Here is a 23,469-nt window from a genome sequence, read left to right as displayed (position 1 = left end):
GTGCAATGCTTCCTCAGTGAGCGGTTGTGAGCGCGGCCTGTGCCGTCAGCAGGTCCGGGTCGGTGCCGGCGTACAGCGCCTCGACCAGCGCGGCGCGGTGCGTCAGTACCGAACGCTGGTTGATGGATCCCTTGTCGGTAATCTCGCCACGGTCGAAGGAGGGTGGGTCAATCAGCACCAGCGCCCGCATCACGCGATTGGAGCTGCCCGTGGCATGTGTCTGCAGACGATCCAGCACACCCTGGAAGAAGCCGCGTACGGCCGGTGCCGACAGGACCTCGGCCCGCGACGCTTCTGCCGGCAGGCGCGCCAGTTGGCGGCAGCGCTCGATGTTGGGGACGATCAGCATGCCGACCTCGTTGCGGTCCTGGCCGGTGATGACGGCATCCTGCAGGTAGGGCGCGCCCTCATGGGCGATCAATGCACGCAGCGGGCCGACGCTGACCCAGGTGCCGGTGTAGAGCTTGAAGTCCTCCGCCACCCGACCATCGAACATGAAGCCGCGGTCCGGATGGGCCGCATCGAGCCAGCGCACCGCGTCGCCGGAGCGGAAGTAGCCCTCCTCGTCGAAGGCCTCGGCGGTCTGTTCCGGCGCCCGCCAGTAGCCGGGCGTGACATTGGGGCCGCGATAGCGGATCTCGATCTTGTCGCCATTGGGGACCAGCTTGATCTCCATGCCCGGCGTGGGGATGCCGATCTGACCCGCCTTGACCTGGTGATCCACCACGAACAGCGCCGAGGGCGAGGTCTCCGTCATGCCCAGCCCGCAGGACATCACGATGCGCTCGCCGCAGGTGGCCTCGGCGGTGGCATGCAGCTTGTCCCATACCGGCTGCGCCAGGGCCGCGCCGGCGTAGAACTGCATGCGCAGGCGGCTGTAGAAGGTACGGCGCAGGGCCTCGTCCTTTTCCAGCGCATGGGCAATGCCTTCCCAGCCCACCGGCACGTTGAAGTAGACGGTGGGCGCGATCTCGCGCAGGTTGGCCAGGGTGGTGGCCAGTCCCTGCGGCGTGGGCTTGCCTTCGTCGATGTACATGGTGCCGCCGTTGTAGAGCACGATGCCCACGTTATGGTTGGCGCCGAAGGTATGGTTCCAGGGCAGCCAGTCGATCAGGATCGGCGGTTCCTCGGCCAGGAAGGGGAAGGTCTGCACGATCATCTGCAGGTTGCTGCACATCATGCGCTGGGTGTTGATCACCGCCTTGGGCATCCTGGTCGAGCCCGAGGTGAAGAGGAACTTGACGATGGTGTCCGGCCCGGTGGCGGCATAGGCACGTTCGACCTCGTCGCCGGCACGGGTGGCGTCAAGCTCGGCGAAGAGCGTGCATGCGCGCCCTGGTGGCGGCGCTTCGGTGACCACGAATTCGATCTCCGGCGCCACTGCCGCGACGGCAGCCGCAAACTTCTCGCCATGGGCGGCGAAGATCAGGCCGGGGGTGAGCAACTGCACCGCGTGGCGCAGCTTGGCGTAATCCTTGGAGAGCAGCGAATACGCCGACGACACCGGAGCATAAGGTACGCCCGCGTAATGGCAACCCAGGACCAGCATGGCATGTTCCAGGTCATTCTCGGACAGGATCAGCAGCGGACGTTCGGCCGACAATCCCCGCTGCAGCAGCGCCTGGCCGATGCGGCGCGCACTCTGCAGGGCCTGGCCATAGCTGATGCGGCGCCATTGACCGTCCTGGTCGCGGCGGGCCATGTAGGTGCGCTCGGGATCGACCGTGGCCCAGTGGATCAGCTTGTCGGTCAGGCGCGCCGGATAGTCCTGCAGTGGCTGGCTCGTCCTGACGATGGAGGTGCCGTCAGTGCCGGCGACGACGTCAACGCCGCCGATGCCGAACCTGACGCTGCGATAGCGAGGTGGAGTGTTCATACATGTCTCTGTTGTCTGACTGCCCGATCGTGGTCGGGTAGTGGTGTTGTTATGTACTACGCTGTATTACTGACTTTCTGGTCCTGCCCTGGCCGCCGCGCCGGATGTGCTCAGCCCGGCCTGACCTTGTTCTGCTTGTGATCGAGGAAGGCTGCCAGCCGACCCTTGGTATCGGGATCGCTGCCGGCCACCGCCGCCATCAGGGATTCGGTCATCAGTCCATCCTGGATCGACTGGTCGTGGATGCGCGGCAGCACATGCATGACGCCGTAGTTGGTCATCGGCGCATTGCCGGCAATGCGTTCGGCCAGCTCGCGCGCTTTGTCCAGTCCGGTACCAGCGGCCACGCTGTATTGCGAGATGCCGGCTTGGTGACCTTCTTCGGCGTTCAGCACGCGCCCGGTCAGCATCATGTCGGCCATGCGCGCCACGCCGATCAGGCGCGAGATGCGCACCGAACCGCCGCCACCGACGAAGAGACCGCGTTGCCCTTCCGGCAGGCCGTAGAAGGCGCTCGGCTCGGCCACCCGGATGTGGGCAGCCGCTGCCAGTTCCAGGCCGCCGCCGATGACTGCGCCGTGCAGCACCGCGATCACCGGTACCCGGCCGAAGCCGATCTGTTCGAAGGCGGCATGCCACATGCGCGAGTGGTGCATGGATTCGCTGGTGTCGCGTGCGCGCAGTTCGGACAGGTCCAGTCCGGCGCAGAAGTGCTCGCCCTTGCCGTGGACGATGGCGACCTTCACGCCCGCCGGCAGGTTCTCGAAGCAATCGCGGATGGCGCGTACCAGTGGGTCGTTGAGGGCATTGCGTTTGGCGGCGCGGTTGAGTGCGATCTCGGCGATGGCGCCGTGCACTTGGATGTCGAGAAGGTCGCTGTGCTGGTTCATGCTGTCTCTGGTCATGCCCGTAGGTTTTTTGAAATTAGTTATAAGTTATAACGTTTATTTAGTATAAGTAAGATGGGCGCAAAAGCAAGCGCCATCAGTGTTGCGTGTTGTGCGTTATTCGCAAAAGCGGGCGGTAGCCGAACATATTTTTGTGCGTGTCACCGATACGTCGATGCTGCGTTGCGCTGCCCTGGCTTGCTCTTTTTCCGGACGTGCAGCGCCAGCCCGCATGCCATGCGCACACGCCAAGAAAAAACGCCGGTGTGCAGTGCATCACCGGCGTTTCCCGTGGGCATGGCAAGCACTACTTGCCGGTGTCCTTCATGTTCTCGAACTTGTCGAACTCGACGTTGTAGGCTTCGTTGCCGATCTTCTCCACCTTGCGCACATAGACCGTCTGCACGATGTCGCGGGTGGCCGGGTCGATGGCAATGGGTCCGCGCGGGCTCATGAACTTCATGGTCTTGAGGATGGCCATGGCCTTGTCGCCGTCGATCTTGCCATTGAGTTTCTTGCTGACCTCGTAGATCGCATTCATGCCGTCATAGGCTGCCACGGCCATGAAGTTGGGACGTCCCGCACCGGGATTGGCGGCGGCGAAGCTTTTCAGGAAAGCCTTGTTCTCCGGCGAATCATGGGCGGCCGAATAGTGGAAGGTGGTGATCACGCCCAGCGTGGAGTCGCCCATGGCGGGCATGACGTGATCGTCGGTCAGGTCCCCGGTGGCAATCACCTTGATGCCAGCCTCGGCCAGGCCGCGCTCACGATACCCCTTCATGAACGCAATGCTCTGCTCACCGGCCGGCACGAAGATGAACACCGCCTCCGGCTTGGCATCCTTGATGCGCTGGATGTAGGGCGCGAACTCCGGATTGCGCAGCGGCACCCGGATCGATTCCAGCACCTGGCCACCGCCGCCCAGCAGGTTGGTCTTGAAGGCGGTCTCGGCATCGATGCCCGGGCCATAATCGGCCACCAGCGTGACTACCCGCTTGATCCCGTTCTTCAACGCCCAGGTCGCCATGGGGCCGGAGACCTGCGGCAGCGTCATCGAGAAGCGGGCGATGTAGTTGGACTTGGTGGTGATGACCGAGGTGGCGGCATTCATGATGATCATCGGTTTCTTGGCCTGCTCCGCAATCGGCGCCACGGCCAGCGCTTCCGGCGTGAGGCCGAAGCCGGCCAGGAAGTCCACCTTGTCACGCACCACCAGCTCCTGCGCCAGGCGCTTGGCGATCTCCGGTGCCGGACCGGTGGTGTCCTTGATGATGATCTGCACCTTCTTGCCCGCGACCTGATCGCCATGCTGCGCCATCCACGCCTTGATGCCGCCCTCCATCTGCTTGCCGTAGTCGGCGAAGGGGCCGGAGAAGGCCGCGACCAGACCCACCTTGATGGTTTCCTCGGCTCGTGCGGACGCAACTGTCATGAGCTGGGAAGTCGCCAGCAGGGCCAGCAACGCGATTTTCTTGAACGTCATTTTTCAGTCTCCTTTGTGATTGTGGTGAGGGGCGATGGGCAGGCGGTTCTGGTGCCGTCGTGATTGTCGCATCGCCGGTCCGACTGTTGCACTCGGACGACGCATCGATTTCCCTTCCTCGGCTCGCCTTGTTGACAAAGCTTCGGTGCCGACAATAGTATCGCACCATCCGTTCGGTAAACAAACCGATGTGCGGTAACCGAACGGCTAATAAAAGTTATAAAAAATAAGCAACGAGACGAATCTTTCTGCGACGCCCGTCTGGTGGTGTCGACCAACTCGTATTTTGAGCGCTGACACAAATAGTGTCCGCCAGTAAATATGCCAATGGCCTGGACCATGGGGCAGGGGCCCTTTTACGCCCGCGCCTGGCCGGCTTGCCGTAGTGGCATCGAAGAATTCGCAAGAGCAACACCCGCAATATCGGCAACATCGGAGGGACTGACGGTATTGGAAGTGACCCGGCCCGGCGAGCGGCGAATCGTCGGAGGGCGTCTGGAGGACGACGCGTTCCGGCAGCAGACCGGCCAATCATCATTCATAGAAATCAGGAGGAGATGGCAATGACAAAGAAAATGACCTTGCGCGCAGTGGCCCTGGCCGCGGCAGCATGTGCTTGTGCAGGTACGGCCGGTTCGGCGCTGGCTCAGAGTTCGGTAACCATCTACGGTATCGTCGATACCGGTGTGGTCTACACCACCAATGCCAACGCCAATGGCAATTCGGTATTCAAGATGCCGTCGCTGACCGGCAGCTTCCCCTCACGCATCGGCTTCAAGGGGACGGAAGATCTCGGCGGCGGCCTGCAGGCGATGTTCGTGCTGGAAAGCGGCTTCGCGCCTGACACGGGTTCGATGGGGCAGGGCAACCGCATCTTCGGTCGTCAATCCTACGTTGGCCTGAAAGGCGACTGGGGCCAGATCATGCTGGGACGCCAGGTCAACATGACCTATCTGTCGCAGTTGAAGACCGACGTCATGGGACCCAACATCTTTGCCATCGGTAGCATCGATGCCTACCTGCCCAATGCCCGTAGCGACAACGCCATCGGTTACCTCGGCAGCTTCAGTGGCTTCACCGTCGGCGCGACCTACAGCTTCGGTCGCGACACGTCGGCCACCGGCGGACCGGCAGCGACCAACTGCGCCGGTGAAGTGGCCGGCAACAGCAAGGCCTGCCGCCAGGTAACCGGTCTGCTGGGTTATGACGGCAAGGGCTGGGGCGTGACCAGTTCCTACGACATCCTGTATGGCAATACCGGTGCCAGCGGCGGTCTCACCAGCAGCAGCAACAGCGACCAGCGCATCACGCTCAACGGCTACTTCATGATCGGTGACGTCAAGCTGGGTGGCGGTGTGGTGGATCGCCGCACGCGCGCGGCGGCCAACGTCAATACCGATTCCGACCTCTACTACCTGGGCGTGAGCTATCCGCTGTCCGTGGCCCTGGTGCTGGATGCACAGGTGTCGCGCCTGTCGGTGAAGAACAGCCCCAACGATGTCACGCTGTCGGTGGCACGTCTGACCTACAACCTGTCCAAGCGCACTGCGCTGTATACCTCGCTGGGTTACATCAAGAACGGCGGCACTGCAGCGGTGGCCATCGATGCAGGTGGCACCGTGGGGGCGGGCAAGAACCAGCTGGGCGTGATGTCAGGCATCCGTCACACCTTCTGAGTGAGGTCGCTGGAACGCTCTTGAGGAGGATGGCGCGCCCGCAGGCAGAGAGGGCGCGCCGACATCCGCGGCACGACAAAGACAGGGTCTGTTTTTGTCTTCGGTCCGGCTCCCCGCAAGAGGGGCCGGGCCGGTTTTTTTCAGGGCAGCAGGACCGACAGTTCCTGCGCACCGCGCAGCAGCACCGGCAGGATCTCTTCTTCCATCTGCTGGCGCGATACACGTGCGGCCTGCGCGCCCACGTTCAGCGCCGCCAGCACGTTGCCGGATGCCCCACGCACGGGAACCGCAATGGAACGCAGGCCCACTTCCAGTTCTTCATCGATGACCGCGTAACCGTTTTCACGCACGCCGGCCAGGATGTCACGCAGGCGTTTTTGCGAGACCACCGTTTTCTCGGTGAGGGCGCGCAGCTTGACCTTGTCGAAATAGGCCTTCAACTGGTCGTCCGGCAGGTGCGCCAGCATGGCACGACCGAGCGAGGTGCAGTAGGCCGGCAGCCGGCTGCCGGTATTGAGCGCCACCGACATCACGCGCGAGGTGGCCGAGCGGGCTACGTAGAGCACTTCGTTGTCGTCCAGCACGGCCAGTGAGCAGGATTCGCCGAGGGTACGGCTGATGTTGTTCAGGTAGGGCTGTGCAGAAACGGTCAGCGGCGTGGAGGATAGATAGGAATAGCCTAGCGTCAATATCTTGGGGCGCAGCGAGAAATTGTTGACGTCCGAATCGGCATAGCCCAGTTGCTTCAAGGTGTGCAGGCAGCGTCGCACTGCCGCACGCGGGATACCGGTCTTCTGGCTGATCTGGGCGATGGTCAGGCTGCGGCGCGAATCGCTGAAGGCGCGGATCACCGCCAGGCCACGCGCCAGGGAGGTCATGAAGCTGGGGTCGGTGAGGGCGTCGATTTCCTCGGCGATGGTCAGCTCGCGTTCCGCTTCGGTCGCGGCAGTGGGGGCGACGGCGACGTTCTTGCTCTTGGCCCGGCTGCTCCTGCCGGCCTTGGCATCGACGGTGGCGGCTGCTGTGGCGCTGCTTTTGGCAGCAGTCTTGCGGGTCTTGGCGGCGGGTGCGGTGGACATGGGCTCGGATGGGCTCTCTGGGCGGATGGTTCAGGACGGCTCGGGTTTCGGACGGCGCCGATTGCGTCCGGATTTTAACGTTTTGTGCGGCAAGCGAACACATCCTGCCGGTTTTTCTTGACGGCCGTCAAGCCGGATCGCTAAACTCTTTTTGTGCGAAAATCAAACATTAGTTCGGTGATCGAACATTGAGTGCCGGGAAAAGTCAGTCCGAAGTCAATCCGGCAGCAAGCCTCAAATGTCCGCAGACACCGACCGAGACGAGCCCGTGCAACACGCCCGCCCGGCTGCAACGTGGCAAACCAGATGGCGGGATATCCAGCAGGCGCAGCCCCAGGCGCCGCATCTAAAGTGAGAGCAACGTGATCAATAAAATTTCTGACTCCCTGGAGCAGGCGGTGGCCGACATCCATGATGGCGCCACCATCATGATCGGCGGCTTCGGCAATGCCGGCATGCCGTCGGCCCTGATCGATGCGCTGATCGCCCAGGGCGCGCGCGACCTGACCATCGTCAACAACAATGCCGGCAACGGCGACACCGGCCTGGCGGCGCTGCTCAAGACCAAGCGGGTGAAGAAGATCATCTGTTCCTTCCCGCGCCAGACCGATTCCCATGTCTTCGATGCGCTCTACCGTGCCGGCGAGATCGAACTGGAACTGACCCCACAAGGCAACCTGGCCGAGCGCATCCGCGCCGCCGGTGCCGGCATCGGCGGTTTCTTCAGCCCCACCGGCTACGGCACCATGCTGGCAGAAGGCAAGGAGACCCGCGAGATCAACGGCCGCCACTATGTGCTGGAGTCGCCGATCCACGCCGACTTCGCGCTCATCAAGGCGCTGCATGGCGACCGCTGGGGCAACCTGGTGTATCGCAAGACCGCCCGCAACTTCGGTCCGATCATGGCCATGGCCGCCAAATGCACCATCGCCCAGGTCAGCGAGGTGGTGGAACTGGGTCAGCTCGATCCGGAAAACATCATCACTCCCGGCATCTTCGTGCAGCGGATCGTGCAAACCAAGGAGGCACAGCAATGAATCGCTTTACCCGTGAACAGATCGCCGCGCGCGTGGCCCAGGACATTCCCGAAGGTGCCTACGTGAACCTGGGTATCGGCCTGCCCACCAAGGTCGCCAACTACCTGCCGGCCGACAAGGAAATCTTCCTGCACAGCGAAAACGGCGTGCTCGGCATGGGCCCGGCGCCGGCGCCCGGCGAGGAAGATGAAGACCTCATCAATGCCGGCAAGCAGCCGGTGACGCTGCTGACCGGGGGGGCCTATTTCCACCATGCCGATTCGTTTGCCATGATGCGTGGCGGTCACCTCGACATCTGCGTGCTGGGCGCCTTCCAGGTGTCGGCCAAGGGTGACCTGGCCAACTGGCATACCGGCGCGCCGGACGCCATCCCCGCCGTGGGCGGAGCGATGGACCTGGCCATCGGCGCCAAGCAGGTGTTCGTGATGATGGATCACCAGACCAAGACCGGCGAAAGCAAGCTGGTCCAGGCCTGCGCCTATCCGCTCACCGGCATCGGCTGCGTCAACCGCATCTACACCGACCTGGCCGTCATCGACGTCACCCCGCAGGGACTGCAGGTGCGCGAGATCGTCGAGGGCCTGTCCTTCGAACAACTGCAGGAGCTGACCGGCGCGCCGCTGCGCCCGGCGGCCTGAGTCCGTTCGAATCAACCAATTTTCGCTGCGAGGAATGCATGAAAGACGTATTTATCTGTGACGCCATCCGCACCCCCATCGGTCGCTACGGCGGCGCGCTCAAGGACGTGCGTGCCGACGATCTGGGCGCGGTACCGCTGCGCGCGCTGATGGAGCGCAATCCGCAGGTGGACTGGAGCGCGGTCGATGACGTCATCTTCGGCTGCGCCAACCAGGCCGGCGAGGACAACCGCAACGTCGCCCGCATGTCGCTGCTGCTGGCCGGTCTGCCGCAGGAAGTGCCGGGCAGCACCATCAACCGCCTGTGCGGCTCGGGCATGGACGCCCTGGGGACCGCCGCGCGCGCCATCAAGTCCGGCGAGACCGGCTTGATGATCGCCGGCGGGGTGGAGTCAATGACTCGCGCTCCCTTCGTGATGGGCAAGGCCGATAGCGCCTTCTCGCGCCAGGCCGCGATCCAGGACACCACCATCGGATGGCGCTTCGTCAATGCCTTGATGAAGCAGAAATATGGTGTGGATGCCATGCCCGAGACGGCCGAGAACGTCGCCGTCGACTACAAGGTCAGCCGCGAGGACCAGGACCAGTTCGCCGTGCGCAGCCAGGCCAAGGCCGCCGCCGCGCAGGCCAACGGCAACCTGGCACAGGAGATCGTGCCGGTGGTGATCCCGCAGAAGAAGGGCGACCCCATCACCGTCACGCAGGACGAGCATCCACGTGCCACCAGCATGGAAGCGCTGGCCCGTCTGAAGGGTGTGGTCAAGCCCGATGGCACGGTCACCGCCGGCAATGCATCGGGTGTCAACGATGGCGCCTGCGCCTTGCTGCTGGCCAGTGCCGAGGCGGCCGAGCAACACCGGCTCAAGCCACGTGCCCGCATCCTGGGCATGGCCACGGCCGGCGTCGCACCGCGCATCATGGGCATGGGCCCGGCCCCGGCCAGCAAGAAGCTGCTGGCGCAACTGGGCATGCGCATCGAGCAGATGGATGTGATCGAACTGAACGAAGCCTTTGCCTCGCAAGGTCTGGCAGTGCTGCGCGAACTGGGCGTGGCTGACGACGATGCGCGGGTCAACCCCAATGGCGGCGCGATCGCGCTGGGTCATCCGCTGGGCGTGAGTGGCGCCCGCCTGGTGACCACCGCCCTCTACCAGCTGGAACGCACCGGTGGCCGCTACGCGCTGTGCACCATGTGCATCGGCGTGGGGCAGGGCATCGCTATGGTGATCGAACGCGTGTGATGACAAGGGGATGGCGCGGCGATGCACCTGGCTGCGCCATCCCCGTCGTTCGACCAACCATGAAGATGGTTGATGCGATCCTGAAAATTGATCAGGCAGGCATAGAGGAAAAAGCAGCACAATAGAAAAAAGAACCACAATAGAAAAAAGCACCATCCCATCACCAAGCGGCCACCAACACAGAGCCGCAGGCCAGAATAGGAGACACATCGCATCATGCATCGACATCATGATTGCGCGCCGCGTGCGGCCGCACCCACGCACCGTCATCGGGGAGCTGCGCCATGCTAGGCAACTTCCTCGGTGTGCTCTTTGACGGCATCGCCTACGGCAGCCTGCTATTCCTGATCAGCGTCGGCCTGTCGGTGACGATGGGCATGATGAACTTCATCAACCTGGCGCACGGCGCCTTTGCCATGCTGGGCGGCTACGTCTGTGTCAGCCTGCTCAATCGCATGGGTGTCCCCTTCCTCGCGACCCTGCCGCTGGCCTTCCTGGCGGCTGCCGTGGTCGGACTGGTGCTGGAACGTTCCCTGTATCGCCGTCTCTACAAGGCCAGCCACCTGGATCAGGTGCTGTTCTCCATCGGTCTGACCTTCATGGCCGTGGCCGGCGCCACCTGGCAGTGGGGGCCGACCCAGCAACCGGTGGTGCTGCCGGACTGGTTGCGGGGCCAGGTCTCCTTGTTCGGACTGGATGTGGGCGCCTATCGCGTCTTCCTGATTGGCGTGGTGGTGATTGTCACGCTGGCCCTGGGCCTGCTGATCGAACGCACGCGCTTCGGCGCACAGATCCGGGCCTCGGTGGATAACCAGGTGGCCGCCGCCGGACTGGGTATCAACGTCAGCCGCGTGTTCAGCCTGACCTTCGCGCTTGGTTCGGGCCTGGCCGGTCTCGGCGGCGGTCTGGGCATCGACGTGCTGGGGCTGGACCCGACCTTCCCGGTCAAGTACATGGTCTATTTCCTGCTGGTGGTGGCCGTGGGCGGTGCCGGCACCATCAAGGGGCCGCTGCTGGCGGCCGTCATCCTGGGCGTGTTCGACGTGGCCGGTAAATACTATGTGCCGGAGATCGGTGCCTTCGTCATCTATGGACTGATGGTGGTGCTGCTGATCCTGTTCCCGGCCGGACTGATGCGGAGGCGCGGATGAGCATCGTGAACTCGGCCTCCACTTCTACCTCCTCCACCTCCGCCGCCAGCCCGGGAAAGCCGACCATGAAGCCTGCCCTGCACCTGCCCAATGACCACTGGAGGCCGCTGGAAATCGTGTTCTGGCTCTTGCCGGTAGCCGCCTATTTCATCTTCCCCGATTACCTAGTGCTGATCAGCCAGATCATGATCGTGGGCCTGTTCGCGGTCTCGCTGGACCTGATCCTGGGCTATGCCGGCATCGTCTCGCTGGGCCATGCGGCCTTTTTCGGGCTGGGTGCCTACACGGCAGGTCTGCTGGCCGTGCACGGGTGGGGCGAGCCGATCACCGGCCTGCTGCTGGCTGCCGTGGTAGCCGCCATCGCTGGTTTCCTGGTGAGCTTCCTGGTGGTGCGCGGGGCTGACCTGACTCGCCTGATGGTGACGTTGGGCATCGGCCTGATGCTGTTCGAAGCGGCCAACAAGGCGGCCTTCATCACTGGCGGTGTCGATGGGCTCTCGGGCATGGTGATGAGCAAGATCTTCGGTGTCTTCGAGTTCGACCTCAACGGGCGCGTGGCCTATGTGTACAGCTTCGCGGTGCTGCTGGTCCTGTTCGTGGTCTTGCGGCGCCTGGTCAATTCACCGTTCGGCCTCGGCCTTAGAGGCATCCGCGAGGGTGGTCGCCGCATGCCTGCCATCGGCGCCGACGTCAGCCGCCGGCTGGTGGTGATCTTCACCGTCGCCGCCGCAGTGGCTGGCGTAGCCGGTGCCTTGCTGGCGCAGACCACGCAGTTCGTCGGCCTGGACGTACTGGGTTTCCCGCGCTCGGCCGAATTGCTGATCATCCTGGTGCTGGGCGGTACCGGTCGCCTGTATGGCGGCCTTGTCGGCGCACTGGTCTACATGCTGGCGCAGGATTACCTGTCCGGGCTCAATCCGGCCTACTGGCAATTCTGGATCGGCCTGCTGCTGATCGTGATCGTGCTGTTCGCCCGTGGGGGTTTGCTGGGAGGCCTGGTTGTGCTGCGTGACAAATTCTTCAAGGGAGGCCGCGCATGAGCCTGCATCCATCCATCGGTGACACCACGCTACGCACCGAAGGCCTGACCAAGCGCTGGGGCAGTTTCGTTGCCAACAGCGATGTCTCGCTCAGTTTCGCTCCCGGGGCGCGCCACGCCCTGATCGGCCCCAACGGCGCCGGCAAGACCACCTTCATCAACCTGCTCACCGGCGGCTTTGCCCCCAGCAGCGGCAAGGTCTGGTTCGGTGGCGAAGACATCACGTCCCTGCCGCAGCATGAACGCGTCAAGCGCGGCATGACCCGCACCTTCCAGATCAATACCCTGTTCGCCGGCCTGACCGTGCTGGAGTCGGTGGTACTGGCGATCCAGGAACGGCGCGGCATGCAATACAAGTGGTACCAGACCGTAGCCAGCCAGACCGAGGTGGTGGAGGAAGCCATGTCCCTGCTGGCTTCGCTCAAGCTGGAGCAGGACGCCAACACCCTGACCCGCAGTCTGGCCTACGGCAGGCAGCGGCTGGTCGAGATTGCGCTGGCCCTGGCCACCCGGCCCAAGGTATTGCTGCTGGATGAGCCGGCGGCAGGCATCCCCTCGGCCGAGAGTCGTGAACTCTTCGAAGTCATCGCGCAATTGCCGCGCGAGGTCACCATCGTCTTCATCGAGCATGACATGGGACTGGTGTTCCGCTTTGCCGAACGCATCACCGTGCTGGTGGGCGGCAAGGTGCTGGTGGAGGGAACGCCGGCCGAGATCGCCGCCGACCCGCGGGTCAGGGAAGTCTATCTGGGGGAGGCCGAACATGCGTGAACTGCTGACGTTGGAGAAAGTGACCGCCGGGTATGGCGAATCCATCGTACTGGAAGACGTGTCCTTCGCGATGAACGAAGGCGAGAGCCTGGCCCTGCTGGGCCGCAACGGGGTGGGCAAGACCAGCCTGCTGATCACCCTGATGGGCTTGACCCGCATGCATGGCGGCAGCATCCGCTGGCGCGGTGGCGACATCGTGCGCGTGCCCACGCACAGGCGCGCCCATGCGGGCCTGGGCTGGGTGCCGCAGGAACGTTTCATGTTCCCCTCACTGTCGGTGGAAGAACATCTCACCGTGGTCGAACGCGGCGGCCAGTGGGACCTGAAAAAGATCTACCAGATCTTCCCGCGCCTGCATGAACGCCGCAACAACATGGGCAACCAGCTCTCCGGTGGCGAGCAGCAGATGCTGGCCATCGCTCGCGCTCTCATGGTCAGCCCCAGCATCCTGTTGCTGGATGAACCGATGGAAGGCCTGGCCCCGATCATCGTGCAGGAACTGCTCAAGGTGATCCGTCGCCTGGTCAGCGAGGAGGGCATGTCGGTGATCGTGGTGGAGCAGCACGCCCGCATGGCACTCTCGCTCACGCAGCGTGCCATCGTGCTGGATCGTGGGCGTATCGTGCATGCCTCCGACAGCCAGAGCCTGCTCGACGATGGCGAGAAACTGGACCGCCTGGTGGCAGTGGCCTGAACTGAGTCCCTGGATATCAGCTGGCAGGGTTCGCATCCTGGCCGCGTTGTACGATGCCATCCGTCCGTGGCCAGGCCATCAGGTCGAGCACGCCGTTGCTGCCGATGTCGTGTTCGTCCCGGGCATGCAAGACCTGCACGACCGGGCGAGTCAGGTCGGTGGGATTCTGGCGGATCACCCGCCCCGCCAGTCCCGACTCCAGTCGCACCAGCGAGCCTACCGGATAAATGCCCAGGGTCTTGACGAAAGCCAGCAGCAGGCGGCGATCGAAATGCCCTTCCCAGCTGGCCATCTGGTAGAGCGCATCGGCCGGGTCCCAACCCTGTTTGTAGGGACGCTCCGAGGTCAGCGCGTCATAGACGTCGCAGATCGCCGTCATCCGGGTGTACTGGGTGATTGCATCGGCGGCCAGGGCATCGGGATAGCCGCGCCCGTCCAGCCTTTCATGGTGATGCAGGCAGACCTCGCAGGCATAGGCGGGCATGTCCGGGTTCTGGATCAGGTATTGGTACCCCAGTTCCGGATGCCGCTTGATCAGGGCGAATTCCTCGTCGCTGAGCCTGCCGGGCTTGTTGAGGATGTCGTCGTCGATGAAGGCCTTGCCCACATCATGCAGATACCCGCACAGCCCTGCCTCGCGACAGGCCGACTCGCTCAATCCCAGCGTCCTGCCCAGGGCCACCATCAGCGCGCATACCGCTACCGAGTGCAGGTAGGTATATTCGTCATTGAGCTTGAGGCGCAGTACGCTCAGCAAGCCGGTCGGATCGCGCAGCACCGAGCAGGCGATCTCTTCCACCAGGTCCACGCATTGCGGTAGGGCCACCACCCTGCCCATGCGGGCCGCGGTGAACATGCTGCGGGTGAGCTCCCTTGCATGTTCGCGCAGGGCGATGGCCTGTTCCAGGGCGGGGTCATCGGCCGTCCTCGTAACGATCACCTCGACAGCAAGTGCTGCGTCATCATCACCGCCGTCCCGAGGGGCTCCTGACGGCACCGTCATTCGATCATCTTCGACCGCCGCCATCACATCCCGACCACGCGAAATATCGATCCAGCAATAGGCGATGCCGCTGGCGCGTGCCTGTTCGAGGTCGTTCTCGTGTTTGAGCAGGAAGCGGGTCTTCCAGAACGGATGATTGAGCCAGCCGGCGTCGAAGCCGCAAAAGTACATCCCGAGGACCAGCTCCGCGACATTGATCTTCTTGAGCATGTTGTGGACGGGGTATGTCCGTGCGGAAACTATCGTCGCGTAATCATACCGTTCTGACTTTATTTGAGAATCCGTTAATCACGAATAACGTTTATTCGACATTGGAATTGGTAACTATTTTCAGGCGCTGTATGTTCGGCATCTTTCATGTGGGAAATGGGAGGGGAGAATGGCCAATTTCGATCTGAATCTATTGCCGATCGCCTTGGCAATCTTCGAGGAGCGCAGTGTCAGCGCGGCTGCAAGGAAGCTCGACATGAGCCAGCCGGCGGTGAGCATGGCGCTCAACAAACTGCGCAGCGCACTGGGTGATCCGCTATTCGTGAAGACCGGGCGCGGCATGCAGCCGACACCGCGCGCCTGCACCCTGATCGACCCCACCCGCGAAATCCTGCAGCGGGTCCATGCCGAAGTGCTGGCCAGTGAACAATTCACGCCAGCCACGACCACCAAGCGTTTCGTGCTGGCGCTGTCGGATATCGGTGAGCTGATGTTGCTGCCGAGGTTGCTGCAGCGGGTTCGCGACGAGGCTCCGCATGCCTCCGTGGAGACGGTGACGATGTCGCCAGAGGCACTGGTCGTGGCGCTGGAAAGCGGTGAGGTGGACCTGGCCATCGGCTATTTTCCCGACTTGAAGAACCGTAACTTCTTCCAGCAACGGCTGTTCTCGCACGATTTCGTCTGCCTGCTGCGCGCCGAACATCCGCTGCTGGCGCAGGAGATCAGTCTGGATCAGTTCCTTGCCATGGGGCATATCGTCATCAATGCCGAAGGCCGTGACGAACCCATGTGCGAGCGTTTCCTGCTACGTCGCAAGATCAGGCGTCGGGTAGTCCTGTCGACTTCCCATTTCATGTCCATCCCGCTGTTGATCGCTACCTCCGACCTGATCGCCACTGTCCCGCGTGCCTTCGGCGAGTTCGTGGCACGCTTTTCCAACATCCGGCTGGTGGAGCCCGGGTTCGAGATGCCATCCCTGGACCTCAAGCAGCACTGGCATCGCAAGTATCACAAGGATGGCGGCAATGCCTGGCTGCGCAGCCTGACGACGGCGCTGTTTCCGACGGGTATGTAGCAAGTGGGGCCGGCCTCAGTCCTCATCGCAGCTTTCGTTGCGCAACCTGGCCAGCGGGGCGCGGCTATGCGGATTGTTTTCGTGCACCAGCTTGTCCAGCAGCAGCATGAACTGCGCCTTTTCGGCGTCATCCAGCGGTGCCAGGATGCGCTTGCGCAGCCGCTGCAATCCGGGAATCAGTTCCTGCAGCAGGGCCTCGCCGGCCGGCGTGATGCGCAGGGCGCGCTGGCGGCGGTTGTGTGGAATCACTTCGCGCACCAGCAGACTTTTTTCTTCCAGCCGCGCACAGACGGTGGCACCAGTGGACGTGTCGATGGCCACCAGCCCGGACAGCGTCACCTGATCGATGCCGGGGTGGTTGGAAAGCATGCGCAGGATGGCGTATTGCACCGGCGTGACCACGCCGCCGGTCTCGTCATGGAAGATCGAGACCGAAATCTGCTGGGCGCGCCGCAACAGGTGACCGGGATGTTCGTACAGGTCGATCAGCTGGCTTTCTTGGTCGGGGTGCGGTGTGGTGGACATGGTGTGGTCAGTCGATGAGCCGTGGCTCGCAGTTCGGATCGGCAGGGCGACGAGGTGAGCGGCAGTGTAGGGCAGGCCTCCGCTTTCCCTCAATCAATTGATGCAACGCGCAACGAAAAAACTCCGCCAGTGAGTTTACTTGCGCAGCGGATTGGCGGATACTTTTCTCATACATTCAGTGTACTGAATATTAAAACAAAAAAGCAGGAGACCCGACAGGATCTGGATCAACAGAATCGACAGACCTGCGGATCAACAAACAAGCAAGAGACCCAAGACTGATCATGGCGCCGGCCGTCCGTGCTGCGCGCCGATTGAGGAATTCACCCGAGAGGAGACCGTCATGTTCCCCAAGAATGCCTGGTACGTTGCCTGTACCCCCGACGAAATTGCCAGCAAGCCGCTGGGCCGCCAGATCTGCGGTGAGAAGATCGTGTTCTATCGTGGCGCCGAAGGCAAGGTCGCGGCGGTGGAGGATTTCTGCCCGCATCGTGGTGCGCCGCTGTCGCTGGGTTTCGTGCGCGACGGCCAGCTGGTGTGTGGCTATCACGGCCTGGAGATGGGATGCGATGGCAAGCCCGTCAGCATGCCTGGCCAGCGGGTGCGCGGCTTCCCGTGCATCCGCAGTTTTGCGGTGGTGGAGCGCTACGGTTTCATCTGGATCTGGCCGGGCGAGAAGGAGCTGGCCGACCCGGCCCTGATCCATCATCTCGAATGGGCGGACAACCCGGAGTGGGCCTACGGTGGCGGCCTCTATCACATCAACTGCGATTACCGGCTGATGATCGACAACCTGATGGACCTCACGCACGAGACCTATGTGCATGCCTCCAGCATCGGCCAGAAGGAAATCGACGAGGCCCCCGTGAACACCCGCGTCGAAGGCGAGCAGGTCATCACCAGTCGCTACATGGAAAACATCATGGCGCCGCCGTTCTGGCGCATGGCCTTGCGCGGCAATGGCCTGGCCGATGATGTCCCGGTGGATCGCTGGCAGGTCTGTCGCTTCACCCCACCCAGCCACGTCATGATCGAAGTCGGCGTGGCCCATGCCGGCCATGGCGGCTACGAGGCGCCCGCGCAGCACAAGGCATCCAGCATCGTGGTCGACTTCATCACGCCCGAGACCGAGACCTCGCACTGGTACTTCTGGGGCATGGCACGTCATTTCCGTCCCGATGATCAGGAGCTGACGGCCACCATTCGTGACGGCCAGGGCAAGATCTTCGGCGAGGACCGTGAAATGCTGGAACTGCAGCAGGCCAACCTGCTGAAGTATCCCGAGCGGCGTCTGCTGGCACTGAACATCGATGCCGGCGGCGTGCAGTCGCGCAAGATCCTCGACAAGTGGCTGGCCCGCGACGTCGGGGCCGGCAAGGCCGCAGCGGCATAAGGGGGCAGCATGACGACATTGCAGGTCAAGGTCGCCGCACGTCGCGAAGAGGCCGAGGGCATCATCGGCCTGGAGCTGGCGGCCGTCGATGGCGGGCCGTTGCCGGAGTTTGCAGCCGGGGCGCATATCGATGTGCATCTGCCGGGCGGCTTGCTGCGCCAGTATTCGTTGTGCAATGCGCCGCATGAACGGCAGCGCTACCAGATCGGGATCCTGCGCGATCCGCAGTCGCGTGGCGGTTCGCTGGCCGTGCATGATGCGCTGAAGGTAGGCGACCTCATCACCATCAGCGCGCCGCGCAACCAGTTTGCATTGCAGCCGGCGCCGCACAGCCTGCTGCTGGCCGGTGGCATCGGGGTCACCCCCATCCTCTGCATGGCCGAGGCATTGGCCACCGCCGGGGATTCGTTCGAGCTGCACTACTGTGCGCGCTCTCCCGCGCGCCAGGCATTTCGCGAGCGCATTGCCGCTTCGACCTTCGCCGATCGTGTCGTGCATCACTACGACGATGGCGAGGCCGATCAGAAACTCGACCTCGACGCCTTGCTGTCAAGGACCGATCCCGCCACCCGTCTCTATGTCTGCGGCCCCACCGGCTTCATTGCACACGTGCTGGAGACGGCCCGCAGGCGTGGCTGGCCGGAGTCACAGTTGCACTTCGAGTATTTCGGTGCAGCACCGGTGCAGGCCGATGGCAACGCCGCCTTCGACGTGAAGCTGGCCAGCAGCGGCCAGGTCTATGCCATCCCGCCCGGGCGCACGGTGATCCAGGTGCTGTCCGAGCATGGCGTGGATGTGCCGGTGTCGTGCGAGCAGGGCATCTGTGGCACCTGCCTCACCCGCGTGCTGGAGGGTGAGCCCGATCATCGCGATCAGTACCTGACCGATGAGGAGCGCGCCGCCAATGACCAGTTCACCCCTTGCTGTTCCCGCGCAAAGAGCGCATTGCTGGTGCTGGATCTTTGAATAACTAAAGAGAGGAGACACGATGAACGAAATGATCGATGCGAGGCGTCGCCAATTGATGCTGGCTGGCGCAGCACTGACTGCGACGGGACTGCCCTTGCTGGCGCGTGCCGCCGACCCGGTTAAGGTCGGCCTGATCGTGCCGATGTCGGGGCCGTTTGCCTCGACGGGTCGGCAGATCGAAGCGGCGGTGAAGCTGTACCAGCAGAAGAACGGCGACAGCGTGGCCGGGCGCAAGGTGGACATCCTGCTCAAGGATGATGGTGGTGTTTCACCCGACGTCACGAAGCGACTGGCGCAGGAGCTGGTGGCGCGTGACAAGGCACAAGTCCTGATGGGCTTCGGCCTGACGCCGCTGGCGCTGGCGGCAGCTCCCATCGCGACCCAGGCCAAGGTGCCGATGATCGTGACGGCTGCGGCTACCTCCATCATCGTGCAGCGTTCGCCCTATATCGTGCGTACTGGTTTCACGCTGGCGCAGGTGACGTCGCCGCTGGCGTCATGGGCAGCGAAGAACGGGATCAAGAGCGTGGTGACCTTCGTGTCGGATTATGGGCCGGGGCTGGATGCGGAGAAGGTGTTCGTGAAGACCTTCGGCGAGGCAGGGGGCAAGGTGGTGGAGAGTGTGCGGGTGCCGTTGCGCAATCCTGACTATGCGCCCTTCCTGCAGCGGGTGAAGGATGCGCGGCCGGAGGCGTTGTTCGTCTTCGTGCCCTCGGGTGAGGGGGCGGCGGTGCTCAAGCAGTTCACCGAGCGTGGGCTGGGAGCAGCGGGAATACGACTGATTTGTACCGGGGATGTGCTGGATGATGATCTGATGGCCGGGATTGGTGCGGCGGCCAAGGATGTGGTGAGCAGTCATCATTATTCGGCGGCGCATGCTTCTGCGGCCAACAAGGAGTATGTGGAGGGGATCGCGCAGGCCAATAAGGGGATGCGGGCCAACTTCCATTCTGTGGGGGCTTATGACGGTATGCATCTTCTGTATGAGTCGCTGAAGAAGACGGGGGGGGATGCCGATGGTGAGAAGTTGCTGGCGGCGATGAAGGGGATGAGCTGGGAGAGTGTGCGGGGGCCGGTGAGCATCGATGCGGGGACGCGGGATATTGTGCAGACCGTCTATATGCGCAAGGCCGAGGCTAAGGGGAATGAGTTCTACAACGTTGAATTCGATAAGGTGGAGAAGGTGCGGGATCCTGGGGTTTGAGTAGTTTCGTGATTTCGCAGTTTTGTCGTTGGGTTGTTGGGCTGGGGTCGTCTGCACGGAAGTCCTTCCTGCGCCCTGGCTTAATATCCATCTTTCTCCGGGCGGGACGGAGCGCCGGGGGCGGCCCGGCAGCCGCTCACTTTTCTTGCTTCGCCAAGAAAAGTAAGCAAAAGAAGGCGACCCCTGAGAGCCAGCCCTCCTGCGGAGGGTCCCCACCGCAGCAGAGCAAAAAGTGGGAAAAATAGAGTCGCTTCGCTCCCACTATTTTTCTTGTCCACTTTTCGCTCCGCTGCGGTGGCTGGCTCTAAGGGGAATAGCCATTCGGGCTCGCCTTCGGCCTCGCCATGGGCCGACTCGCCTTCGGCTTTGTCGGATGGGACGATGTGATGTTGGTGAATTTGAAGTCGAAACGGATAAGCAAATAGCTCGCGGAACGGCGGGCTGTAGCAATCTGCTTGATCGAAGAGAGTCGAAGCGCCAGCGAGCCCTCAGCGAAGCCGAAGGCGAGCCGGATCGGCTGTCCGCTTCTGACCCGCCGCGTTGGCACCCACGAGAACGGATCAGGAAAATAGTGGGAGCGAAGCGACTCTATTTTTCCCGTTCTCGTGGGTGCCAACGTGGGGACCCTCCGAAGGAGGGCGGGGCAGTAGCGGTCGCCTTCTTTTGCTTACTTTTCTTGGCGAAGCAAGAAAAGTGAGCGGCTGCCGGGCCGCCCCCGGCGCTCCGTTCCGCCCGGAGAAAGATAGAAATTAAGCCAGGGCGCAGGAAGAACTTCCGTGCAGACTACCCCAGCCCAGCCCAGCCAAGCCAAGCCAAGCAAAAAATTCACAGCCCTTCAATAAACCCGGCAACCAGCCCATCAAACACCACAGGCTGCTCCACCGCACTGATATGTGAAGCCCCGGCAATCACCTCCAGCCGGGCAGCAGCAATCGCATCCACCAGGACCTGTGCCATGGCCACAGGCGTCCCCTGATCCAGCTCCCCCGCAATCACCAGCGTAGGCACCTTGATGGCACCCAACCGGGCGGTGGTATCCACCGTCCCGACTGCATGACAGCATCCGACATAGCCCACTGCATCGGTCGTGACCAGCCGATGACGATAGCGCGCCACCGTCGCCCCGTGCGCCGCCCGGAAGTCCTCATGGAAATAGCGCCCCATCACCGCATCGGCAATCGCCTCGATTCCGTCCGCACGCACGGTAGCAATACGCTGCTGCCAGGCCGCCTGCGCCGCCTCCGGATAGGCCGAGGTGGTATTGGCCAGCACCAGCGCCCGCACCAGTCCGGGATGCCGCAACGCCAGCTCCTGCCCCACCATGCCACCCATGGACAGACCCACCCATACCACCGGCCCGGTATCGAGCTCACGCAGCAGGCGCGCCGCATCGTCGGCCAGGTCGGCCATGCTGTAGAGGCCATCCAGTTTTTCCGAACTGCCATGCCCGCGATGGTCATAGGCAATCACGCGGCAATCCTCCGACAGCCTGTTGGCCAGCCCATCCCACATCATCAGGTCGGCACCCAGCGCATGTGACAGCACCACCGTATGGCGCGGAGCCTTGCCGTTACGGGGCTCGCGCAAGGTGTAATGCAGCGCCGGGGAAGAGGAGGTACGACCTGCACGGCCGATGCCGGGATGCACGCTGTTGGCAGGCGCCTGCGGCGCAACCACATAGCCGATCTGCTCACCCACTTCACGCAGGATTTTCTGCGCGTGGGTGAAGGCAGTATTGCCCGCCGGGACGCCGGCATAGACTGCTGCCTGGATCATGACTTCCTTCATTTCGTCCGGCGTCAGACGAGTCGCAGGATCGGCGGTCAAGCCGGCGCGGACGTGCAGTTCGAATTCTTCCCAACGGCCCAGAGCGATGGTAATGGCCAGCACGATGATGCGGCGGGTCTTGTGGTCCAGACCGGGGCGGCCCCAGATTTCGTTCCAGGCGAAGCGGGTGATGAGATTCTGGAAGTCGGCATTGAAGTTGGTGGCGTTGGCCACCGACCGGTCCACCCACTGATCGCCCAGCACACTGCGGCGGTTGCGCATGCCGCGCTCGAAGTCATGGTCCAGCGGATCGTAGCTCATGGTGTTCTCTCTCTCTGTCTTGGTGTGTTTTTATTGGGGACGCTGCACTCAGGCAGGTGGCTTGCCTTGTGCAGCCTGCATTCTTTCAAGCTGCTGCTCGGCCAGACGGCGTGCCGGGCGGGTCGCGATGACGGGGTCGAACAGGGCGCGCAGATGCGCGCTGTCCAAACTCTTGTGCAGCGATTCGTCAGACTCCACCGCCGCGACCAGCAGGTCCACCAGCTGCCCGCCCTCGGCCACGGTCTTGCGCGTCAATTGTTCCAGCAGGGCATGTGCTCGCGGGCGCCCGATCACGGTGGCCAGCGCGATGGAGGCCGACTCGGCAAATACCAGGCCCTGCAGGGCATCGATGTTGCGCAGCATGCGCTCCTGGTCGATCTGTAGGCCGGCGAAGGCTTCATTGAGCGCACGCAGGGCACCATGTACACCGAGGAACAGGGCCGGCCACTCGGCCAGTTCGGCTTGCCAGTTGCCCAGGCCGCGTTCGTGCTGCTGTCCCATGGCGGCCAGCAGCGCCGCGGCTTGCTGTGGGGCGCGGGCAGCGGCGGCCAGCGCGATCATGGACGAGACCGGGTTGCGCTTGTGCGGCATCGCCGAGGAGCCGCCACGGCCGTTGCCGGAGGGTTCGGCCAGTTCGGCGATCTCGCCTTGCGCCATCAGCGACAGGTCGGTGGCAATCTTGCCCAGGCTGCCGGCCAGTACAGCCATCTCGGTGCCCAGCCTGATCCATTGGTCGCGCTGGGTATGCCACGCGGCTTCGGGCGTGGCCAGTTCCAGTGCCGCCGCCATGCGGGCGGCGACCGCCGGTCCTTTGTCATCCAGTACCGCAAGCGTGCCGACTGCACCGCCCAGTTGCAGTTGCAGGGCATGGCTGGACAAGGTCTGCAACTGCGCCCGCGAGCGCAGCAGCGGCGCGGCCCAGCTACAGAATTTGAAGCCCAGGCTGGTGACCTGGGCCGGCTGCATCAGGGTGCGCGCCAGTACCGGTGTGTCCAGATGGCTGCGTGCCAGTTCCAGCAGTCGTTGCGTCAGGGTCGCCAGTTCGGCGTCGATCAGGTCGAGTGCGTTACGCGTGACCAGCACCATGGCCGTGTCCAGCACATCCTGGCTGGTGCTGCCCCAGTGCACATGGGTCGCGGCTTCTTCACTGTAGAGCGCAACCGTACGCTGCAATTCCTTGACCAGGGGGATGGCCAGTGCGCCGGCACGGCGGCCGGCCACGATCAGCGCTGGGATGTCGTACAGCGGTGCCCGGCACACGCTGGCGATGGCGCGGGCAGCAGTCTCGGGAATCACGCCTTCGGCGGCCTCGGCCTCGGCCAGCGCCTGTTCGAAGCGCAGCATGGCTTGCACCACGGCCTGGTCGTCGAAGACGGCGATCATCTCGGACGTGGTGAGGAAGCTGTCGAATATGGAAACGCTCATGAAAT

General features: G+C 63.3%; 20 protein-coding genes. 12 read left to right on the top strand and 8 right to left on the bottom strand.

Annotation, left to right across the window (positions count from 1 at the left end; translation table 11 throughout):
- Positions 1–13: 13 nt before the first annotated feature.
- The 3 genes from HBH1_RS15515 to HBH1_RS15505 all read right to left on the bottom strand — a co-directional run bounded on the left by HBH1_RS15515 (position 14) and on the right by HBH1_RS15505 (position 4,246).
- Positions 14–1,876, bottom strand: coding sequence for a feruloyl-CoA synthase (locus tag HBH1_RS15515; protein WP_102663476.1), 1,863 nt, complete (start codon positions 1,874–1,876; stop codon positions 14–16).
- A 110-nt stretch (positions 1,877–1,986) separates the two neighbouring features.
- Positions 1,987–2,766: a crotonase/enoyl-CoA hydratase family protein gene (locus HBH1_RS15510; RefSeq protein ID WP_102663475.1), complete on the bottom strand. Its 780-nt coding sequence runs from the start codon at positions 2,764–2,766 to the stop codon at positions 1,987–1,989.
- Positions 2,767–3,070: 304 nt separating this feature from the next.
- Positions 3,071–4,246 carry an ABC transporter substrate-binding protein gene (locus tag HBH1_RS15505; protein WP_102663474.1) on the bottom strand — a complete coding sequence of 392 codons (1,176 nt, stop codon included), beginning with the start codon at positions 4,244–4,246 and terminating at the stop codon, positions 3,071–3,073.
- A gap of 563 nt (positions 4,247–4,809) precedes the next feature.
- Between HBH1_RS15505 and HBH1_RS15500 the strand changes: the two genes are divergently transcribed.
- Positions 4,810–5,922 carry a porin gene (locus tag HBH1_RS15500; RefSeq protein WP_102663473.1) on the top strand — a complete coding sequence of 371 codons (1,113 nt, stop codon included), beginning with the start codon at positions 4,810–4,812 and terminating at the stop codon, positions 5,920–5,922.
- A gap of 140 nt (positions 5,923–6,062) precedes the next feature.
- On the opposite strand, the gene HBH1_RS15495 is transcribed toward HBH1_RS15500, so the two are convergent.
- Complete coding sequence (locus HBH1_RS15495) at positions 6,063–7,001, bottom strand: IclR family transcriptional regulator domain-containing protein (RefSeq protein WP_102663472.1); 939 nt, start codon at positions 6,999–7,001, stop codon at positions 6,063–6,065.
- 362 nt (positions 7,002–7,363) lie between these two features.
- On the opposite strand from HBH1_RS15495, the gene HBH1_RS15490 reads away from it, so the two are divergent.
- The 7 genes from HBH1_RS15490 (at position 7,364) to HBH1_RS15460 (ending at position 13,572) form a co-directional block, all read left to right on the top strand.
- Positions 7,364–8,038 carry a 3-oxoacid CoA-transferase subunit A gene (locus tag HBH1_RS15490; RefSeq protein ID WP_102663471.1) on the top strand — a complete coding sequence of 225 codons (675 nt, stop codon included), beginning with the start codon at positions 7,364–7,366 and terminating at the stop codon, positions 8,036–8,038.
- Positions 8,035–8,676, top strand: a complete 642-nt coding sequence (locus HBH1_RS15485) for a CoA transferase subunit B (protein ID WP_102663470.1) — start codon at positions 8,035–8,037, stop codon at positions 8,674–8,676. The genes HBH1_RS15490 and HBH1_RS15485 overlap by 4 nt, the downstream gene beginning before the upstream one ends.
- 38 nt (positions 8,677–8,714) lie before the next feature.
- Complete coding sequence (gene pcaF, locus HBH1_RS15480; RefSeq protein WP_102663469.1) at positions 8,715–9,917, top strand: 3-oxoadipyl-CoA thiolase; 1,203 nt, start codon at positions 8,715–8,717, stop codon at positions 9,915–9,917.
- A gap of 284 nt (positions 9,918–10,201) precedes the next feature.
- Entirely contained in the window at positions 10,202–11,068 is an 867-nt protein-coding gene (locus HBH1_RS15475; protein WP_102663468.1) for a branched-chain amino acid ABC transporter permease, read from the top strand.
- A 65-nt stretch (positions 11,069–11,133) separates the two neighbouring features.
- Entirely contained in the window at positions 11,134–12,108 is a 975-nt protein-coding gene (locus tag HBH1_RS15470) for a branched-chain amino acid ABC transporter permease (protein ID WP_233207623.1), read from the top strand.
- Positions 12,105–12,878, top strand: a complete 774-nt coding sequence (locus HBH1_RS15465; RefSeq protein WP_102663466.1) for an ABC transporter ATP-binding protein — start codon at positions 12,105–12,107, stop codon at positions 12,876–12,878. Before HBH1_RS15470 ends, HBH1_RS15465 begins: the two co-directional genes overlap by 4 nt.
- A complete protein-coding gene (locus tag HBH1_RS15460; protein WP_102663465.1) occupies positions 12,871–13,572 on the top strand; it encodes an ABC transporter ATP-binding protein in 702 nt (233 codons plus the stop codon). Before HBH1_RS15465 ends, HBH1_RS15460 begins: the two co-directional genes overlap by 8 nt.
- Positions 13,573–13,588: 16 nt before the next feature.
- Here the strand turns inward: HBH1_RS15460 and HBH1_RS15455 are convergent, their stop codons facing one another.
- Positions 13,589–14,785 carry an HD-GYP domain-containing protein gene (locus HBH1_RS15455; protein ID WP_102663464.1) on the bottom strand — a complete coding sequence of 399 codons (1,197 nt, stop codon included), beginning with the start codon at positions 14,783–14,785 and terminating at the stop codon, positions 13,589–13,591.
- 169 nt (positions 14,786–14,954) lie between these two features.
- Here HBH1_RS15455 and HBH1_RS15450 point away from each other — a divergent pair, with 169 nt between their 5' ends.
- Complete coding sequence (locus tag HBH1_RS15450) at positions 14,955–15,860, top strand: LysR family transcriptional regulator (RefSeq protein ID WP_039874051.1); 906 nt, start codon at positions 14,955–14,957, stop codon at positions 15,858–15,860.
- Positions 15,861–15,875: 15 nt separating this feature from the next.
- Here HBH1_RS15450 and HBH1_RS15445 read toward each other — a convergent pair whose 3' ends face one another.
- Positions 15,876–16,385, bottom strand: a complete 510-nt coding sequence (locus HBH1_RS15445) for a MarR family winged helix-turn-helix transcriptional regulator (protein WP_102663463.1) — start codon at positions 16,383–16,385, stop codon at positions 15,876–15,878.
- 343 nt (positions 16,386–16,728) lie between these two features.
- Here HBH1_RS15445 and HBH1_RS15440 point away from each other — a divergent pair, with 343 nt between their 5' ends.
- From HBH1_RS15440 to HBH1_RS15430, 3 genes are read left to right on the top strand one after another with little or no spacing between them, the layout of a single operon-like run.
- Positions 16,729–17,778 carry an aromatic ring-hydroxylating dioxygenase subunit alpha gene (locus HBH1_RS15440; protein ID WP_102663462.1) on the top strand — a complete coding sequence of 350 codons (1,050 nt, stop codon included), beginning with the start codon at positions 16,729–16,731 and terminating at the stop codon, positions 17,776–17,778.
- 9 nt (positions 17,779–17,787) lie between these two features.
- A complete protein-coding gene (locus tag HBH1_RS15435) occupies positions 17,788–18,744 on the top strand; it encodes a PDR/VanB family oxidoreductase (RefSeq protein ID WP_102663461.1) in 957 nt (318 codons plus the stop codon).
- A 22-nt stretch (positions 18,745–18,766) separates the two neighbouring features.
- The gene (locus tag HBH1_RS15430; RefSeq protein WP_102663460.1) at positions 18,767–19,951 is read left to right on the top strand and encodes an ABC transporter substrate-binding protein; all 1,185 of its coding nucleotides are present in this window, start codon (positions 18,767–18,769) and stop codon (positions 19,949–19,951) included.
- 825 nt (positions 19,952–20,776) lie between these two features.
- Here the strand turns inward: HBH1_RS15430 and pcaD are convergent.
- Both pcaD and pcaB read right to left on the bottom strand, forming a co-directional pair.
- Entirely contained in the window at positions 20,777–22,039 is a 1,263-nt protein-coding gene (gene pcaD / locus HBH1_RS15425; protein ID WP_102663459.1) for a bifunctional 4-carboxymuconolactone decarboxylase/3-oxoadipate enol-lactonase PcaCD, read from the bottom strand.
- Between the two features lie 48 nt (positions 22,040–22,087).
- A complete protein-coding gene (pcaB, locus tag HBH1_RS15420) occupies positions 22,088–23,464 on the bottom strand; it encodes a 3-carboxy-cis,cis-muconate cycloisomerase (RefSeq protein ID WP_102663458.1) in 1,377 nt (458 codons plus the stop codon).
- Positions 23,465–23,469 lie beyond the last annotated feature (5 nt).

This window comes from Herbaspirillum sp. BH-1, assembly GCF_002870055.1.
GTDB lineage: Bacteria > Pseudomonadota > Gammaproteobacteria > Burkholderiales > Burkholderiaceae_D > Herbaspirillum > Herbaspirillum frisingense.
Note: the sequence above shows the minus strand (reverse complement) of the source record. Positions and strands in the feature narration are given on the sequence as shown.

Excerpts from the sequence above, each read along its gene's own strand:
- HBH1_RS15505 (WP_102663474.1), bottom strand. The coding sequence starts at position 4,246 with ATGACGTTCAAGAAAATCGCGTTGCTGGCCCTGCTGGCGACTTCCCAG.
- HBH1_RS15460 (WP_102663465.1), top strand. The coding sequence starts at position 12,871 with ATGCGTGAACTGCTGACGTTGGAGAAAGTGACCGCCGGGTATGGCGAA.
- HBH1_RS15450 (WP_039874051.1), top strand. The coding sequence starts at position 14,955 with ATGGCCAATTTCGATCTGAATCTATTGCCGATCGCCTTGGCAATCTTC.
- HBH1_RS15485 (WP_102663470.1), top strand. The coding sequence starts at position 8,035 with ATGAATCGCTTTACCCGTGAACAGATCGCCGCGCGCGTGGCCCAGGAC.
- HBH1_RS15470 (WP_233207623.1), top strand. The coding sequence starts at position 11,134 with ATGAAGCCTGCCCTGCACCTGCCCAATGACCACTGGAGGCCGCTGGAA.
- pcaB (WP_102663458.1), bottom strand. The coding sequence starts at position 23,464 with ATGAGCGTTTCCATATTCGACAGCTTCCTCACCACGTCCGAGATGATC.
- HBH1_RS15500 (WP_102663473.1), top strand. The coding sequence starts at position 4,810 with ATGACAAAGAAAATGACCTTGCGCGCAGTGGCCCTGGCCGCGGCAGCA.
- HBH1_RS15495 (WP_102663472.1), bottom strand. The coding sequence starts at position 7,001 with ATGTCCACCGCACCCGCCGCCAAGACCCGCAAGACTGCTGCCAAAAGC.
- HBH1_RS15435 (WP_102663461.1), top strand. The coding sequence starts at position 17,788 with ATGACGACATTGCAGGTCAAGGTCGCCGCACGTCGCGAAGAGGCCGAG.
- HBH1_RS15455 (WP_102663464.1), bottom strand. The coding sequence starts at position 14,785 with ATGCTCAAGAAGATCAATGTCGCGGAGCTGGTCCTCGGGATGTACTTT.
- HBH1_RS15445 (WP_102663463.1), bottom strand. The coding sequence starts at position 16,385 with ATGTCCACCACACCGCACCCCGACCAAGAAAGCCAGCTGATCGACCTG.
- HBH1_RS15515 (WP_102663476.1), bottom strand. The coding sequence starts at position 1,876 with ATGAACACTCCACCTCGCTATCGCAGCGTCAGGTTCGGCATCGGCGGC.
- pcaD (WP_102663459.1), bottom strand. The coding sequence starts at position 22,039 with ATGAGCTACGATCCGCTGGACCATGACTTCGAGCGCGGCATGCGCAAC.
- HBH1_RS15430 (WP_102663460.1), top strand. The coding sequence starts at position 18,767 with ATGAACGAAATGATCGATGCGAGGCGTCGCCAATTGATGCTGGCTGGC.
- HBH1_RS15465 (WP_102663466.1), top strand. The coding sequence starts at position 12,105 with ATGAGCCTGCATCCATCCATCGGTGACACCACGCTACGCACCGAAGGC.
- HBH1_RS15475 (WP_102663468.1), top strand. The coding sequence starts at position 10,202 with ATGCTAGGCAACTTCCTCGGTGTGCTCTTTGACGGCATCGCCTACGGC.
- HBH1_RS15440 (WP_102663462.1), top strand. The coding sequence starts at position 16,729 with ATGTTCCCCAAGAATGCCTGGTACGTTGCCTGTACCCCCGACGAAATT.
- HBH1_RS15510 (WP_102663475.1), bottom strand. The coding sequence starts at position 2,766 with ATGAACCAGCACAGCGACCTTCTCGACATCCAAGTGCACGGCGCCATC.
- pcaF (WP_102663469.1), top strand. The coding sequence starts at position 8,715 with ATGAAAGACGTATTTATCTGTGACGCCATCCGCACCCCCATCGGTCGC.